Raw genomic sequence first — 16,268 nt, 5'->3', positions numbered from 1 at the left:
GAGCGGCCCGGGAACCGCACCGATCGGGCGCCGCCTGGCGCGGCGGGTGGACGCGTCGGTGGATCTCGATACGGTTCGATCATGAGCAACTCCGCGTCGTCCTGGGCCGATGGGCCGCTGCTGGCCTTCGACCTGGAAACCACCGGCACCGACACCGAGACCGACCGCATCGTCACCGGCACCTTGATCTCGATCCAGCCGGGTGCGGCGCCGCAGGTGCGCACGTGGCTGGCCGATCCCGGAGTGGAGATCCCCGCCGAGGCCGCCGAGGTCCACGGGATCAGCACCGAGCACGCCCGCGAGCACGGCCGCGACGCCGCGGAGGTGACCGCCGAGATCACCGAGGCGCTCACCTCGGCGTGGAACGCGTCGGCCCCGCTGTGCGTGTTCAACGCGCCGTTCGACCTGTCGCTGCTGACCAGCGAGCTGCGGCGCCACCACGGCCGCGAACTGGCGCTGACCGGGCCGGTGGTGGATCCGCGGTGCCTGGACAAGCGCCTGGACCGCTACCGCAAGGGCAAGCGCACCTTGGGCGCGTTGTGCGAGCACTACCGGGTGCGCCTCGACGCCGCGCACGACTCGGCCGCCGACGCGCTGGCGTGCGCGCGGCTGGCGTGGCGGTTGGCCAAGACCTACCCGGCCGAGGTCGGCACCCGTCCGCTGGCGCTGCTGCACGAGGACCAGACGGGCTGGCACCGCGATCAGCAGCACGACTTCGCCGGATTCCTGGAACGCCAGGCCGGGCGCGCCGCCGACGACGCCGAGGCCGACGGGCTGCGGTCGCGGGCGGCGGAGGTGCGGTCGCGCGCCGAGCACTGGCCGGTTGCGATGGGCGCCGACGTCGTGCACCACGCGCCGGCGTGACCGTGCCGCCAAGTGGGTGCGGGCGGGTCGGCGGCACCTGCGGCGGACGGCGGCGGGCCGTGCGGGGGGTACTGCTGCGCGTGGAGCAGCCCGGCCTGTCGTGATCTTGCCATCGGGGTGGCGCGGGGCCGGCCCGGCCCTACCGTGTGAGCGCTTTCAGGCTGGTGAGCGGCATTTCGCCGCCCGGCCCCGCCCGCTCCGACGTGAAGGAAGTGCTGTGCGAAGCCCCGACTTGCCCTCCCCCGCTCGCGATCCGTTGTGGTGCCGCTGCACCGCGGTGGCCGCGGCGACGATCGTCGTCGCCGGCACCGTCGCGTTCACCGTTCCCGCGAAACCGTCCGCCGCGCCGCGACCGGCGCCGACCACCCCGGCCGCGGCGGCGCCGCGCGCGGGCGCGCAGACGCCGTTCGTGTCGATGGAGGCCGAGGACGCCGCCACCAACGGCACCGCGATCGGCCCCGACCTCACCCAGGGCAGCCTCGCCTCGGAGGCGTCGGGGCGGCGCGCGGTGACCTTGCACGGGCCCGGTCAATACGTGGAGTTCACCGTCGGCGCGGACGCGAACGCGGTCACGGTGTCGGGCAACGTGCCCGACGGGACGAGCGGTTCGGTGGCGGTGTCGGTCAACGGGCAGCGGCTGGAGCACGCGCTGGAGGTCACCAGCGAGTACTCCTACCTCGACACCCCCGGCATCGTCGGCTCCGAGACCCACCACCTGTTCGACCACGCGAGGCTGCTGCTGGGCCGGGACGTGCACGCCGGGGACGTGGTGCGGCTGGAACCGGAGTCGGTGTCGTCGTACACCGTCGACGTCGCCGACTTCGAGCAGGTCGCGCCCGCCCCGCCGGCACCGGAGGGCGCGGTGTCGGTGCTCGACGCCGGCGCCGATCCCACGGGTGCCGCGGATTCGGCGCAGGCGTTCACCGCCGCCATCGAGCAGGCCAAGGCCGCGGGCGGCGAGGTGTGGGTGCCGGAGGGCCGGTTCCGCGTCGACTCGCCGCTGCCGGTGGACCAGGTCGCGATCACCGGTGCCGGGCCGTGGCGGTCGGTGCTGCTGAGCTCGCACCTGATCGACCAGACCGAGGCGGTCGGCGGCGTCCGGCTGCGGGACTTCGCGGTGATCGGCGAGGTCACCGACCGCGTCGACGACGCGCCGGACAACTTCGTCACCGGCAGCCTCGGCGCCGGGTCGGAGGTCAGCGGGTTGTGGTTGCAGCACTTGAAGGTCGGGTTGTGGCTGACCGGCGTCAACGACGACCTGCTGGTCGAGGGCAACCGGATCCTGGACACCACCGCCGACGGGCTCAACCTCAACGGGTCGGCGAACCGGGTGCGGGTGCGCGGCAACTTCCTGCGCAACACCGGTGACGACGCGCTGGCGATGTGGTCGCTCAACGCGCCCAACAGCGGCAGCGAGTTCACCGGGAACACGGTGGTGGCGCCGAACCTGGCCAACGGCATCGCGCTCTACGGCGGCACCGACCTCGTGGTGCGCGAGAACCTGGTGGCCGACACCAACGCGCTGGGCAGCGGGATCGCGATCTCGAACCAGGCGTTCGGGGAACCGTTCTTCCCGCTGCGGGGCACGATCACCGTCGAGGGCAACGAGCTGGTGCGCACGGGTGCGATGAACCCGAACTGGCAGCACCCGATGGGGGCGTTGCGGGTGGACGCGTTCGACTCGCCGATCGACGCCGACGTGCGGATCACCGCCACCACGGCCGTCGACAGCCCGTACGGGGTGTTCGAGTTCGTCTCCGGCGGCGGACAGGGCCACGAGGTCCGCGGCGTCACCGTGGACGGCGCGCAGCTGCGCGGAGTGGGAACCGTGGTCGTGCAGGCCGAGACGGCGGGTTCGGCGGAGTTGCGCGACGTCGTCGCGGAGTCGGTGGGCGCGGCCGGTGTGTACAACTGCCCGGAGGCGGGCGCGTTCGACGTTCGCCTCGGCGCCGGCAACAGCGGCTGGGACGGCACCTGGCCGTGCGGCACGTGGCCGCCTCCCCGCTAGGTCCCGCTCCGGTTCGACACCGGTGGTCGCTCGGCGACCTCGCTCCCGGCGGGTCCGCGACGACGGGAGCGGTTGCTGTGCGTTGCGCGGGCGGGCTGCGGACCGGGGATGTGGGCGCGCACCGACACTGACCGTGAGCACGGATGCGCCGGAACCGCCCCCGGCGGCCCGTGTTCGTGCTCACGGTCGGCGACGAGCGGCGGGGTGTGGCGGGGAACGCATCCCGCCTTCGGCCCTAGCGGTCGGGTTGATCGTCGCAGTTGAGCGCGATGCCGCGCACTGGCGGTGACGGTGCGCGGTGACTCACCCACATTTCGCGCCCACTCGGGTGGTGCTTTACCGGTCCGTTACCGGTAGGGTCTGATCCGCTGGTGGGTCACCCACTGGTGGTACTGGCCGTTTGCTCCCCGCAGAGTCGATACGGATGACTGTTCAAGACGATCTAGTTCGCCCCTGGTTCCAGCCGGCGGTCTCGCCCGAGCAGCAGGACCGTTCGCGGCCTGACGCCGGGCCCGTGACCACTCGCTTCGTCGGAGAATTGCCCCTCGATGCGGCACCGGCACCGCCCGCTACCCCGCAAGGCCCCACGGCCCGGCCGGAGGACTTCCTGCCGCGTTCGGAGCCGGCGGTGCCGCGGCCGGATCGAGTCGAGGTGACCCAGCCCTACATCCCGGCGATCCGGGATGAGCGGCCGGAGTTCGCCAAGCGGCTCAACCCGGACCCGCCCACCGCGCGTGCCGCGACCCCCGAACCGGCGGCGCGGAGATCCCCGCAAGGAACGGCCGCCGACTTGACGCCGGTGGCCCAGCCCGCTGCACCGGCCGAGCCGGTGGTGCCGATCCCGGACGCGGCTCCCGCTCCGGCGGCGCCGCAGGCGCGGCCCGCGCAGCAGCCGGTGCGGCGGCGCAGCCTCGCCCGCCGCGTGGTGCGCCGCATCATCGGTCCGGATCTGCTGCGCAAGGATCCGCCGAAGAAGCGCCGCTGACGCTTCTGCCACGACGCGGCGGCCGAGTTCGTATCACGAGCTCGGCCGCCGCGTCGTCGCATGTCCGGCCCCTTTCGGGTGCCCTCCGACGGCGGGTGTGGCGGGCCGCGTCCGGTACGGTGTCGCCGCCCAGGTCGGGCCCGCCCGCGTGCGGTGTCCGCGGGTGGAGACGGGAAGGGTTCGGTGCCGTTGTCGCAGGTCGCCTCGTTCGATCAGGTCGTGGCCCGGTTGCGGGCCGCCGGGTGCGTGTTCGCCGAGGACGAGGCGCGGCTGCTGCTGGAGGCCGCCGCCACGGCCGGGGAACTGGCGGAGTCGGTGGCGCGCCGGGCCTCTGGGCTGCCGTTGGAGCAGGTGCTGGGCTGGGCGGAGTTCCGGGGTCTGCGCATCGCGGTGGAACCGGGGGTGTTCGTGCCGCGGCGGCGCACCGAGTTCTTGGCGCGGCGCGCGGTGATCGCGGCGCACGCGGCGGGTCCTGCGCCGGTCGTGGTCGATCTGTGCTGCGGCAGCGGCGCGGTGGGCGCGGCGGTGGCCGCGGACGTTCCGGGCGCGGTGGTGCACGCGGCCGACGTCGACGCGGCGGCGGTGCGGTGCGCGCGGCGGAACCTGCCCCCTGATCGGGTGTACGAGGGCGATCTCGATGCGGCGTTGCCGGAGTCGGTGCGCGGCCGGGTGGACGTCCTGGCCGTCAACGCCCCGTACGTGCCGACGGAGCGGATCGCGATGATGCCGCCGGAGGCCCGCGACCACGAGCCGCGGGTGGCGCTCGACGGTGGCGCCGACGGGCTGGCGGTGCACCGCCGCGTCGCGGCGGCCGCGCCGGGCCTGCTGGCGGCCGGGGGCGTGGTGTTGATCGAGACGAGCACCGAGCAGGCGCCGAGCACGGCCGCCGCGCTCGCCGAGCAGGGCTTGGACGCGCGGACCGTCACCGACCCGGACGTGGCGGCGACCGTGGTGATCGGCACCGCCGGGTGACGCCGCGGGAACACATGCGCATGTCCGAGTCCCGGAATCTGGAAGGCGTTGCGCCGCAGCGGGATCGGCTCAGTATCCTGGTCCGTCGCCCGTCCCTGAAAATCCACAAAGGACACTGATGGTGTTGATCACCGAACCCGCCGGTTCGCCGGTGCTGGCCGACAGCGTGCGGCTCTGCGACGACGGGGTGCACCTGCTGGACCGCAGGGTGTTCCCGTTCGAGCGGACCTGGGTGCACGCGCGCACGGTCGACGAGGTCGCCCGCGCCATCGAGGACATGGTCACCCAGTCCTGCGGCCCGTACTTCGCGGCGCTGTGGGGGATGGCGCTGGCCGCGCGCCAGGCCGCCGCCGACGAACCCCGGCAGGTGCGCGCGCGGCTGGCCGAGGCCGCCGAACGGCTCATCGCCACCCGCCCCACCAACGACCACCAGCGGATCGCGGTGTCCTGGGTGCTCGACGCGGTCGAAGCCGCGCGGGAACGCGGCGAGGACTCCCCCGAGCAGCTGGCCGCCGCCGCGCTGGCCGGGGCGCGCGCCGGGGACGCCGACTACCGGGGCCGCAGCAGGTCGATGGGCGTGGCCGCCGCGGCGCTGCTGCCCGACGAGGGCCGCGTCCTGACCCACTGCTGGGGCGACCTGTACCTGACCGAGACGGTCGCGGCCGCGTTGCGCGCGGGCAAGCGGCTGTCGTTCTTCTGCACCGAGACCCGCCCCTACCTGCAGGGCGCCCGGTTGACCGCGGAGACCCTCGCCGAGATGGGGGTGCCCACCACGCTGGTCACCGACGGCATGGGCGCCTCGCTGTTCAGCGGCGGCGAGGTCGATGCCCTTCTCACCGCCAGCGACCGGGTCACCCTCGACGGGCACGTGATCAACAAGGTGGGCACGTTGCAGCTGGCGGTGGCAGCGCACGCGTTCGGGGTGCCGTTCCACGCGCTGTGCCACGGCCCCGACCCGAAGGCGCCGACCGCGGCCGACGTGCCCATCGAGTACCGCGACGGCGACGACGTGCTGCACACGCTGGGGCGGCGCACCGCGAGCGAGCGGGTGCGCGGGCACTACCCGGCGTTCGACGTGACACCGCCGCGGTTCGTGACCACCGTGGTCACCGACCGCGGCCCGTTCGCCCCGGACGACCTGGCCGGCTACGCCACGGCCCAGCAGTGGGAGGAGAGCTCGTGACCGCACCGACACCGGCCCGCTGGGTCGTGATCGACATCGAGGGGACGGTGACCCCGACCAGCCAGGTCCACCGCGTCCTCTACGACTACGCCCGGCCGCGCCTGGGCCCATGGATCGACGCGCACCCCGACGACCCGCAGGTCGCCGCGGCCGTCGAAGCGGTGCGCGCGGAAGCCGGGCTGGACGCCGAAGCGGACACGGCCGCGATCGTCGCGGTCCTGCACGGGTGGATGGACGCCGACCGCAAGGCCACCCCGCTGAAGACCTTGCAGGGCTTGATCTGGCAGCAGGGCTACGCCGACCGGGAACTGCGCACCGACCTGTTCGCCGACGTCGTGGGCGCGCTGCTGCAGTTCCGCGAGCAGGGCGCGGGCCTGGCGGTGTTCTCCTCGGGTTCGGTGGCCGCGCAGATCGCCTCGTTCTCGCACACCGCCGACGGGGACCTGCGCCACCTGTTCACCCACCACTTCGACACGGTCAACGCGGGCCCGAAGCGGGAAGCGGACTCCTACCGGGCGATGACCGAGGTCCTCGCCACCGCGCCGGACGAGGTGCTGTTCGCCTCCGACGTGCCCGCCGAACTCGACGCCGCCGCCGAAGCGGGCTGGCGCACCGTGGGCCTGGCGCGGCCCGGTGAACCGTTCGCCGACGCCGATTTCGGCGCGCACCGCACGGTGAAGACCTTCGACGACATCAGCATCGAGGTCCCCGCATGAGCGAGACGATCACCGGGGCCGAGCTGGAGCGGGCCGGGGCGGCGCTGGCCGCGGAGTCGGCGCGGTTCGCGGGGCTGGGCTGGATGCGCGGCACCTCCGGCAACCTGTCGGTGGCGCTGCGGTCGGACCCGCTGCGGCTGGCGGTGACCGCCAGCGGACGCGACAAGGGCCTGCTGCGGGCCGAGGACGTGGTGGTCGTCGACGCCGACGGCGCCGCCGTCCCCGACCAGCCGCGGCCGGATCAGCGGCCCTCCGCGGAGGCCGGGTTGCACGCCCGCATCGCCCGCGTGGCCGGGGCGGGCGCGGTGGTGCACGTGCACGTGCTGGCCCCGGTGCTGGCCGCCGAGCGCTGGCCCGGCGGGGTGGTGCTGCGCGACCTGGAAATGCTCAAGGGCCTCGGCCGCGGCGCCCACGACGACGTGGTGACGGTGCCGGTCGTGGCCAACTCGCAGGACATGACGTGGCTGGGCGACCGCTTCGAGGACGGCTTCGACCCGGCGACACCGGCGTTGATCGTCGCCCGCCACGGCGTGTACGTGTGGGGCGACGACCTCGAACAGGCCCGGCACCGCGCCGAGTGCCTGGAGTGGCTGGTGTCGTTCACCCTCGCCGCGAACCAGGCCGGACACATCTGAACAGGAGAGGCACATGACGCTGCTGACCGTGTGGGACGACACCGATCCCGCCACCGCCACGGTGCGCACCGAGGACCCCGCCGAGATCGGCGACGTCCTCAAGGAGTTCGGGGTGCGCTTCGAACGCTGGGAACTGCGGGACCTGCCCGCGGAGCCGACCTCCGACCAGGTCCTCGACGCCTACCGGGCGGAGGTGGACCGGGTCATCGACAGCGAGGGCTACATCAAGGTCGACGCGATCGCGATGAGCCCGTCCGACGACCCGGAGTGGCCGGCGAAGGCGAAGGCCGCGCGGGAGAAGTTCCTGTCCGAGCACACCCACGACGACGACGAGGACCGGTTCTTCGCCCGCGGCGCCGGGGTGTTCTACCTGCACCTCGACGGCAAGGTTTACGCGGTGCTGTGCGAGGCGGGCGACCTGCTGAGCGTGCCCGCGAACACCACGCACTGGTTCGACATGGGCACCAGCCCCGACTTCGTGTCGATCCGCTTCTTCCACGACGACGACGGCTGGATCGGCGAGTTCCTCAACACCGACACCGCGGAGCGCTTCCCCGGTTTCGACGAGCTGATCGCCTCCCGCGGCTGATCCGCGACCGGCACCGCACGCCCTGCACCGACCGACGGTGCGGGGCGTCGCCGTGTCCGGGGGCTGGTGGCGCGTGCTCACTGCCTGCCCGTGATCTTGGCTTCTCGGATGAGCGGCGTTTGCTGTCGTTGTCTTGTCAGCGGCGAAGCCGCTGAGCAGTGACCGGCTTGAGCAAGCCGACCACCGGCGGGTTCTCAGCGGGTTCCTCGCGAGGACGGCTTTTTTCCTCGTGGCGGAGCCACTTGGAAAAAAGATCCCGCAGCGAGGAAACCGCTGAGGTTCCACGCAAGCCGAGATCAAAGACAAGCAGTCAGCGGCAGGCGCCTTCGATCGCGTCGGCCCCAGCGGCCGCGCCTCCGGAGGCGTCCACTTCGGCGCGCATCGCGGCGAGGTTCGCGCGGATCCGCTCGTCGGCGGCGACCGCGTCGACGGCGGCGCGCACCCCGTCCGCGGTGAGCTCGTCGTCGGGCAGGCGGCGGCCGAGACCGAGCGCTGCGACGTGGTCGGCGTTGACGGCCTGTTCGAGCATCTGCGGCACCCCGACCATCGGCACCCCGTAGGCCAGGGCCTCCGTGGTGGAGCCCATGCCGTTGTGGGTGACGAACGCCGAGGCGCGCCGCAGCACGCCGGGCTGCGGGAAACCTGCCCGCACGTCGAAGTTCGCGGGGATCTCGCCGAGGTCGGCGACATCGACGCTGCCGCCGATGGCCATCGCCACCTGCCATGCGCCGTCGCCGAACGCGTCGAGGAACGTGCGGTAGAGGTCGGGGCGGTTGTTGAACGCGGTGCCCAGGGAGATGAACAGCAGCGGCGCCCGCTCGTCGGCGGGGGTGTAGTCCTGCTCGGCGCGGCTGCCCAGGCAGGGGCCGATGAAGTGGAACCGGTCGTCGAAGGTCTCCGCGCCGATCTGGAAGGCCTTCGGCAGGAACACGACGCTGGTCGCGCCCGCGACCGGGCGCATCGGGAACTGGTCGCCGGGCAGCGCGAAGTCCTCGGCGATCTCCTCGAACAGGGCCGCGGCCTTCACCAGCACGGGGTCCTGCGGGTCGAAGCCCGCGGGCATCATCCGCTGCTGCAGGGACATGTCCTCGTTCGAGGCGAAGCTGGGCATCAGCGACACGAGGGGAACGCCGAGCTTGTCGGCGAGCATCCGCCCGGCGGGGGTGAGCATGTCGAAGCACACCACGTCGGGCCGGTCCTGCTCGAAGTGCTCCAACAGCACCGGCAGCGCGGCGCGGCATTCGCCGTGCAGGTATTCGAGCATCCCGGCCATCGTCTCGACGGTCATCTCCATGCCGGGGGTGACCGTCGGCATCGACATGGGCAGCTCGACGCCGCGGGCACCGGCCTGCTCGACGGTGCCGAGCATGCGTTCGCCGGTGGCGTAGCTGACCCGGTGCCCGCGCCGCGTCAGCTCTTCGACCAGCGGCAGCGTCGGATTGATGTGGCCGTGGCCCGGCGCGGTGACCACGGCGATGTGCTTGTTCACGGTTCCCCTTGCGATCGGCACTGGCCTTCTCGGCCCCTACCGGTCGAGTCTGCCCGCGCCCGCCGGACCGTGGTGGAGCGGGCCCGTGCGGTGATCCTCACACCGTGTGCTCCCACCACGGCGCGCACGGTAATCACCCGCGGGGCAGGTGGGGGCGAAAGCCTCCGGCCGAGCCCGGTCCCGCCCGGGAACCTGGGGGTGACACCGCGACGGGAAGGACGCACCGATGCCGACGTTGATCACCCACGATGGCACCGAGATCTTCTACAAGGACTGGGGCGCGGGCACGCCGGTGGTGTTCAGCCACGGCTGGCCGTTGCACGCCGACGTGTGGGACGAGCAGCTGATGCTCGTCGCCTCGCACGGGTTCCGCGGCATCGCCCACGACCGCCGGGGGCACGGCCGTTCCGCCCAGACCTGGGGCGGCAACGACATGAACACCTACGCCGAGGACCTCGCCGCGCTGCTCGACGCCCTGGACCTGCGCGACGCGATCCTGGTGGGGCATTCCACCGGTGGCGGCGAGGTGACCCGCTACCTCGGCAGGCACGGCACGGGACGGGTCGCCAAGGCGGTGCTGCTGAGCGCGGTGCCCCCGCTGATGCTGCGCACCTCCGCGAACCCGGACGGGCAGCCGATCGAGGTGTTCGACGAGATTCGCGCCGGGGTGGCCACCGACCGCTCCCAGTTCTACCGGGACCTCTCCGCGCCGTTCTACGGCGCGAACCGGGCAGGGGCGGCGGTCTCCGACGGGCTGCGCGACGCGTTCTGGCTGATGAGCATGCAGGCCGGGCTCAAGGCCGCGTTGGACTGCGTGGCGGCGTTCTCCGAGACCGACTTCACCGAGGACCTGCGCCGCATCGACGTGCCGACGTTGATCGTGCACGGCGACGACGATCAGATCGTGCCGATCGGTGCCGCCGCGATGCACTCGGCGCACCTGGTCCCGGACGCGACGCTCAAAGTGCACTCGGGCGCGCCGCACGGCCTGGTGGGCGCGCACCGCGACGAGTTCCACACCGACCTGCTGGAGTTCCTCACCACCCCCGCCGCCGAACGCATCGGAGCGCGGTAGCGGCGTCGCCCATGCTCCGAACGGGTTCCGGTACGCCTGGTTTCGCAACCTGAAGTATCGAAACTCGCTACGGTGCGGCCATGCCGCGAACCGCCGCGAAACCGCCCGGCCGTCCCCGCGACGGGGTCGAGCCCGTCGTGCGCACCGCGACCCTGCGCACGGTCCACGAACTCGGCTACGCCCGCGCCACCGTCGAACGCATCGCTCAGGCGGCGGGCATCGCGAAGACCACGATCTACCGCCGCTGGCCGACCAAGGGCGCACTGATCGTCGACTGCCTCGTCGACGCCTTCGGCCCGGCGCCGCTGACCGGCGACGACCGGCGCGGCGACATCTCCGCCGCCGTGCACTGGATCGCAGCCAAGATCAACGAACCGGGGGTGGGCGCGGCATTCGCGGGCGTGTTCACCGACGGCGTCAGCGATCCCGCCCTGCGCGAAGTCCTCGCCACCCGCCTGCAGGACCCCTACCGGCTGGCGCTGCAGGACGCGCTGGGAGAGCCGGAGCACCGGGTCCTGTTCCTCATCGACGTCGTCGTCGGCACGCTGCTGCACCGGATGGGCATGACCGGAGCCCCCATGGTCGACGCCGACGTCACCGCGCTCGTCGAAATGGTGTGCGCTCACTTCACCGACCACGCCCCGGCCGATGGCTGAGCACGACCGGACCGGCCGGGAGCGCCGCGGACCGAACGCGTTCTACGGTCTGGTGCTGCTCCTGTCACTGCCGCACTGGGCGCTGGGAGCCGTCATCGGAAGTCCCGGCGACCTGCCCCTCGGGCTTCCGGCCAGCGCGTCGATGTTCGTGACCCCCGCCCTGGCCGCGCTGCTGCTCGCCCGACGAGAACACCCCGGCGGTGCGCGCCGGCTGCTGGCCCGGTTGCGTCCGCGCCGGGCCGATCTCGGCTGGTACGCCTTCGCCGTCCTGCTGATCCCGCTGGTCATGCTCGCCGCGCACACCTCGGCCGGTGGCCGCCTCGCCGACCTCGCCGTGCCGTGGCGAGCGCTGCCCGTGCTGGTGGCGCTGTTCCTCATCGCCGCGATCTGCGAGGAACTGGGCTGGACGGGACATGCCTACGCCCGTTCGCGCCGGGGCGGCGGTCTCCGGGTCGCACTGCTGCTCGGCGCGTTCTGGGCGGGCTGGCACGTCATCCCGCTGATCCAGGCGGGTAGGGGCGCGACCTGGATCGCCGCCTGGGGTGTCGGCACCATCGCGCTGCGCGTGCTGCTGTGCTGGACCTACGACGCCGCCTCAGCCAGCGTGCCCACCGCCGTGCTCGGGCACGCGGCGCTCAACCTCGCCAGCACGGTGCTGCCGGAGTACGGCTCGCCGATCGTCGCGGCGACGATGTCGACCGGCTTTGTCGTGGCCGCCGCCGCGACGGCGCTGCCGGGGTGGCGCCGAGGCACCCCGGCGCTGTCGCACCAGGGCACCGGCCGGTTCGGCCGGACACGCTGGATGCGATAACTATACCGGGATAGTTGTACCGGACGTATGATCCCGGGCATGGTGCGCGTACCGCTGAGCCCGGACGAACGAACCCGCGGTGAGAACCTCGGCCGACTCCTGCGCTCCGCACGCGGCGACCGCAGCATCATCGACGTCGCCACCGGCGCCGGAATCTCCGCCGAAACCCTCCGCAAGATCGAAACCGGACGCATCCCCACCCCCGCGTTCTTCACCGTCGCCGCCGTCGCCGCCGAAGTCGGCCTCTCCCTCGACGTGCTGCACACCGAAACCACCCCCGCAGCCCGCACCGCCTGAAGCCCCGGAGCGATCGGCCGATCTGCCCTTGATCTTGCCCCTCCGCGTGAGCGGCGTTCCTCGTCCTTTCCTTGTCAGCGGCGAAGCCGCTGAGCAGTGACCGGCTTGAGCAGGCCGACCACCGGCGGGTTCTCAGGTGTCTTCTCGCGAGGACGGCTTTTCCCTCGTGGCGGAGAGCCACTCGGGAAAAAGATCCCGCAGCGAGAAGACACCTGAGGTTCCGCTGAGCGGACCCGTGCGCAGGCCGACACCGAAGCCAGGTGCACACCACCCCGCTAGCCCTTCACGCACACCACCTGCTTGAGGTGCGCGACGACCTCCACGAGGTCCGTCTGCGCCCGCATGACCTCGTTGATGTCCTTGTACGCGGCCGGAATCTCGTCCACCACGCCCGCGTCCTTGCGGCACTCCACGCCCTCGGTCTGCGCCACCAGGTCCGCCGCCGTGAACTCCCGGCGCGCCCTCGTGCGCGACATCGCCCGGCCGGCACCGTGTGACGCCGAGGCGAACGACTCCGGGTTCCCCAATCCCCGCACGATGAACGAACCCGTGCCCATGCTGCCCGGGATGATTCCCAGGTCCCCGCTGCCGGCACGGATCGCTCCCTTGCGCGTCACCAGCAGCTCCACCCCGTCGTAGGACTCCTGCGCGACGTAGTTGTGGTGGCAGGAGATCGGCTCGTCGAACCGGGTGCCGGGCACCGTGGCCGCCAGCGCCCGCTGCACCAGCGACACCATCACCGCCCGATTCCGCCGCGCGTACTCCTGCGCCCAGAACAGGTCCCGCCGGTAGGACTCCATCTGCGGTGTGCCCGCCACGAACACGGCCAGGTCCCGATCAGGCAGATCCGCGTTGTGCGGCAACGACCGCGCGACCTCGATGTGGCGCTGCGCCAGCTCCTTGCCGATGTTGCGCGACCCCGAGTGCAGCATCAACCACACCCGCCCCGCGTCCGCGCCGCCCTGCTCCAAGCACACCTCGATGAAGTGGTTGCCACCGCCGAGGCTGCCCAACTGCCGCAACGCCCTGCTCCGGCGGTCGCGCACCCCTTCGTGCAGCTCGCCGAACCGGCCCCAGAACCCGTCCCACCCGGACTCACCGCCCACCGGCGACACGTCCACCGGCTCGTCGTGCATCGAGAACCCCACCGGCACCGCCGACTCGATCCGCCGCCGCAACCGCCCCAGGTCATCCGGCAGGTCCGCGGCCCGCAACGACGTGCGCACCGCGCTCATCCCGCACCCGATGTCGACCCCCACCGCCGCCGGCGACACCGCATCACGCATCGCGATCACGCTGCCCACCGTCGCGCCCTTGCCCAAGTGCACGTCCGGCATCACCGCCAGGCCGTGCACCCACGGCAGGTTCGCGATGTTGCGCAGCTGCTCCATCGCCGCGGTCTCCACCCGCGCCGGATCCGCCCACATCCGGATCGGCACCGAAGCACCGCCGACCACACCGGCCACCACTACCTCCCCAGAACCACCGGGAGGCCACGCCTCCCGGGACAAGACAACGAAAAAGGCCCGAGCCACCCGACCCGGACCTCACCACCGCACCTGCGGCAGCGTCAGAACACGCCCCCTCGCGCGGGCGACCCGGACCACGAACGCGACGACCGCCGCACCGGACCACCTCCCTCGACTCCGACCGCACCGATCATGACGGTCCGCGGAACCCGCCCGCAAACGAATTTCCGCACCGCTACCCGGCGACGCGCACGAAATCCGTCGTCAACGTGTGCGCCTTCGCCGGACCCGCCACCCGCCACTGCTGCCACCACGCGTCCGGGCCCGACACCACGAACTCGCCCCGGTACAGGTCGGCCCGGCACGGGTGCTCCACCTGCCACCGGCCCGACCGCAGATCCAGATCGTGGAAGAAGTCCCCGTAGTCGAAGAACACCGACGCCCGACCGGGACCCGTCACCCGGTAGCGCAAGGTGCGCTGCGCGGAACCCCGATGCGCCCCCAGCACCAGCTCACCGCGCTCCCGGTACACCAACGACCCGTCGGGCTCGGCCGCGAACACCGCCTCGCCCTCGAAGCCACCCAGCCGGTCACCCGCGTCATCGACGATCCCGCGCGCCACGCCCCACGTGCCGGTGAAGAACGCCGCCACGTCCTCGACCGCGAAGCCGCCGGTCACGACGCCGCGCCCGACGATCCCGTCGAACCACCCACCACCGCGTCCGAGGAGGACGCCTCCTTCGGGGGCAGCAACGCCGACACGTCCGCACCTGTGTCGTTCACCTTCACCACGAACGGCCGCGTCTCCGTGTACCGCACGACGCTCAACGAGCACGGATCCACCACGATCCGCTGAAAACCATCCAGGTGCAGACCCAGCGCATCCGCCAACACGGACTTGATCACATCGCCGTGCGAGCAGGCCAGCCACACCGCGTTCGGGCCGAACTCCGCCGAGACCCGCGCGTCGTGCTCCCGGATCGCGGCCACCGCGCGCGCCTGCACCTGGGCCAAACCCTCACCGCCGGGGAACACCGCCGCCGACGGGTGCTGCTGCACCACCGACCACAACGACTCCCCCGTCAGCTCCGAGACCTTCCGCCCCGTCCACTGCCCGTAGTCCACCTCGGACAACCGCTCGTCCACCACCGGTTCCAGCCCGCGCGACGCCGCGAACTCCCGCACCGTCTCCGCACACCGCTGCAACGGCGAGACCACCACCGACGACACCGGAACCTCACCCAACCGCGCCCCCAGGCCGGCCACCTGCGACGTGCCCGTCGCATCCAGCCCCACCCCGGGGCTGCGCCCGGCGAGGACCCCCGAACCGTTCGCCGCCGACCGTGCGTGCCTGAGCAAGATGAGAGTCGCCACGACCGCCGAGGGTAACGACAACGCACCACCCGGGTCTCGCGGCGGGGTCCGATCGCACACCCCGAAAAGCACAGCGGCCCGGCGCCACCGGGCACCGGGCCGCCGCGCGGGCGAACCGCAGATCAGGGCTGCATCACACCGAAGCCCAACAACGCGAACACCAGCAGACCGAGCCCGATCCGGTACCAGACGAACAAGTACACGCTGTGGCGCTCCACGAACCGCAACAACCACGCGATGCAGGCGAAACCGACCACACCCGCGACGACCGTCGCCACGATCATCTGCACCCCCGAAGGCTGCAGACCCGGACCGCCCTCGAACACGTGCGGGATCTCCGAGAGCCCCGCCGCGAACACCGCCGGAATCGCCAGCAGGAACGAGAACCGCACCGCCGTCGGCCGCGTCAACCCCAGCGACAGGCCCGCGGTGATCGTACCCCCGGAACGGGACACGCCCGGAATCAACGCCAACGACTGCGCCAAGCCCATCAGCACGCCATCGCGCATCGTGAGCTCGTCCTGCGCCCGCACCTGCCTGCCGAACCGCTCAGCGAGTCCCAGCAGCACGCCGAACACGATCAGCATCGCCCCGGTCACCCACAGGCTCCGCAACGCGCCCCGGATCATGTCCTGGAACAACAACCCCAGAACCGCGATCGGAATGCTGCCCACGATCACGAACCACGCCAACCGGTAGTCCTGCGTCCGCCGCACCTCGGCATTCACCAGACCCCGGAACCACGTTCCGACCAACCGCACGATGTCCTTCGCGAAGAAGATCACCACGGCCAGTTCCGTCCCGATCTGCGTCACCGCGGTGAACGACGCACCCGCGTCCACACCGAAGAACAACTCCGAGACGATCCGCAAATGCCCTGACGACGAAATCGGCAGGAACTCGGTCAGACCCTGGACCACGGCGAGCACCATGGCCTGCAACCACGACAACTGAACCCACTCCAGCACATTTCGAGAGATGAACAAGGCGCGCACCGGCCACGCACCCGGGGCGAACGCCTCCCCCTCGATCGCAAATCTTGCAACACCGCCCGCACCCTCCCGTGACCACCCCGGCCCCACCACCCACCAGCGACGACCACGCCCCCACCACTGCGCACCCGCCCCACCGGCCGACACGAACAC

At 72.2% G+C, this 16,268-nt stretch carries 17 protein-coding genes; 12 read left to right on the top strand and 5 right to left on the bottom strand.

The genetic code is table 11. From position 1 onward, the window contains the following. Positions 1-81: 81 nt before the first annotated feature. From BJ969_RS13305 to BJ969_RS13270, 8 genes are all read left to right on the top strand, one after another. Positions 82-864 (top strand): exonuclease domain-containing protein, encoded by a 783-nt coding sequence (locus tag BJ969_RS13305; RefSeq protein WP_184479247.1) that lies wholly within the window; start codon positions 82-84, stop codon positions 862-864. A gap of 217 nt (positions 865-1,081) precedes the next feature. Further along, positions 1,082-2,872, top strand: coding sequence for a glycosyl hydrolase family 28-related protein (locus BJ969_RS13300; protein WP_221315810.1), 1,791 nt, complete (start codon positions 1,082-1,084; stop codon positions 2,870-2,872). A 514-nt stretch (positions 2,873-3,386) separates the two neighbouring features. After that, positions 3,387-3,857: a hypothetical protein gene (locus BJ969_RS13295; protein ID WP_343071381.1), complete on the top strand. Its 471-nt coding sequence runs from the start codon at positions 3,387-3,389 to the stop codon at positions 3,855-3,857. A gap of 183 nt (positions 3,858-4,040) precedes the next feature. Then, the gene (locus BJ969_RS13290; RefSeq protein WP_343071380.1) at positions 4,041-4,829 is read left to right on the top strand and encodes a putative protein N(5)-glutamine methyltransferase; all 789 of its coding nucleotides are present in this window, start codon (positions 4,041-4,043) and stop codon (positions 4,827-4,829) included. Between the two features lie 118 nt (positions 4,830-4,947). Further along, positions 4,948-6,012 (top strand): s-methyl-5-thioribose-1-phosphate isomerase, encoded by a 1,065-nt coding sequence (locus tag BJ969_RS13285; protein ID WP_184479244.1) that lies wholly within the window; start codon positions 4,948-4,950, stop codon positions 6,010-6,012. After that, positions 6,009-6,728: an acireductone synthase gene (gene mtnC, locus BJ969_RS13280; RefSeq protein WP_184479243.1), complete on the top strand. Its 720-nt coding sequence runs from the start codon at positions 6,009-6,011 to the stop codon at positions 6,726-6,728. The genes BJ969_RS13285 and mtnC overlap by 4 nt, the downstream gene beginning before the upstream one ends. After that, positions 6,725-7,363, top strand: coding sequence for a methylthioribulose 1-phosphate dehydratase (gene mtnB / locus BJ969_RS13275; protein ID WP_184479242.1), 639 nt, complete (start codon positions 6,725-6,727; stop codon positions 7,361-7,363). Before mtnC ends, mtnB begins: the two co-directional genes overlap by 4 nt. 13 nt (positions 7,364-7,376) lie before the next feature. Then, complete coding sequence (locus BJ969_RS13270) at positions 7,377-7,952, top strand: 1,2-dihydroxy-3-keto-5-methylthiopentene dioxygenase (RefSeq protein ID WP_184479241.1); 576 nt, start codon at positions 7,377-7,379, stop codon at positions 7,950-7,952. Positions 7,953-8,262: 310 nt separating this feature from the next. Here BJ969_RS13270 and BJ969_RS13265 read toward each other — a convergent pair whose 3' ends face one another. After that, positions 8,263-9,441, bottom strand: coding sequence for a macrolide family glycosyltransferase (locus BJ969_RS13265; RefSeq protein ID WP_184479240.1), 1,179 nt, complete (start codon positions 9,439-9,441; stop codon positions 8,263-8,265). Positions 9,442-9,667: 226 nt separating this feature from the next. Between BJ969_RS13265 and BJ969_RS13260 the strand changes: the two genes are divergently transcribed. The 4 genes from BJ969_RS13260 to BJ969_RS13245 all read left to right on the top strand — a co-directional run bounded on the left by BJ969_RS13260 (position 9,668) and on the right by BJ969_RS13245 (position 12,280). Then, entirely contained in the window at positions 9,668-10,516 is an 849-nt protein-coding gene (locus BJ969_RS13260; protein ID WP_184479239.1) for an alpha/beta fold hydrolase, read from the top strand. 80 nt (positions 10,517-10,596) lie between these two features. Further along, a complete protein-coding gene (locus tag BJ969_RS13255) occupies positions 10,597-11,172 on the top strand; it encodes a TetR/AcrR family transcriptional regulator (protein WP_184479238.1) in 576 nt (191 codons plus the stop codon). Further along, complete coding sequence (locus tag BJ969_RS13250; RefSeq protein ID WP_184479237.1) at positions 11,165-11,983, top strand: CPBP family glutamic-type intramembrane protease; 819 nt, start codon at positions 11,165-11,167, stop codon at positions 11,981-11,983. Before BJ969_RS13255 ends, BJ969_RS13250 begins: the two co-directional genes overlap by 8 nt. Before the next feature lie 39 nt (positions 11,984-12,022). Continuing rightward, positions 12,023-12,280, top strand: coding sequence for a helix-turn-helix domain-containing protein (locus tag BJ969_RS13245; RefSeq protein WP_184479236.1), 258 nt, complete (start codon positions 12,023-12,025; stop codon positions 12,278-12,280). Positions 12,281-12,555: 275 nt separating this feature from the next. Here the strand turns inward: BJ969_RS13245 and BJ969_RS13240 are convergent, their stop codons facing one another. The 4 genes from BJ969_RS13240 to BJ969_RS13225 all read right to left on the bottom strand — a co-directional run bounded on the left by BJ969_RS13240 (position 12,556) and on the right by BJ969_RS13225 (position 16,091). Continuing rightward, entirely contained in the window at positions 12,556-13,746 is a 1,191-nt protein-coding gene (locus BJ969_RS13240; protein WP_343071379.1) for an RtcB family protein, read from the bottom strand. Between the two features lie 238 nt (positions 13,747-13,984). Beyond that, positions 13,985-14,428, bottom strand: coding sequence for a DUF6314 family protein (locus BJ969_RS13235; RefSeq protein WP_184479235.1), 444 nt, complete (start codon positions 14,426-14,428; stop codon positions 13,985-13,987). Further along, positions 14,425-15,123, bottom strand: a complete 699-nt coding sequence (locus BJ969_RS13230) for an MSMEG_4193 family putative phosphomutase (protein WP_184479234.1) — start codon at positions 15,121-15,123, stop codon at positions 14,425-14,427. The genes BJ969_RS13235 and BJ969_RS13230 overlap by 4 nt, the downstream gene beginning before the upstream one ends. Positions 15,124-15,245: 122 nt before the next feature. Then, the gene (locus tag BJ969_RS13225; protein ID WP_343071378.1) at positions 15,246-16,091 is read right to left on the bottom strand and encodes an undecaprenyl-diphosphate phosphatase; all 846 of its coding nucleotides are present in this window, start codon (positions 16,089-16,091) and stop codon (positions 15,246-15,248) included. Positions 16,092-16,268: the final 177 nt, after the last annotated feature.

It is taken from the genome of Saccharopolyspora gloriosae (assembly GCF_014203325.1).
Lineage (GTDB): Bacteria > Actinomycetota > Actinomycetes > Mycobacteriales > Pseudonocardiaceae > Saccharopolyspora_C > Saccharopolyspora_C gloriosae.
Note: the sequence above shows the minus strand (reverse complement) of the source record. Positions and strands in the feature narration are given on the sequence as shown.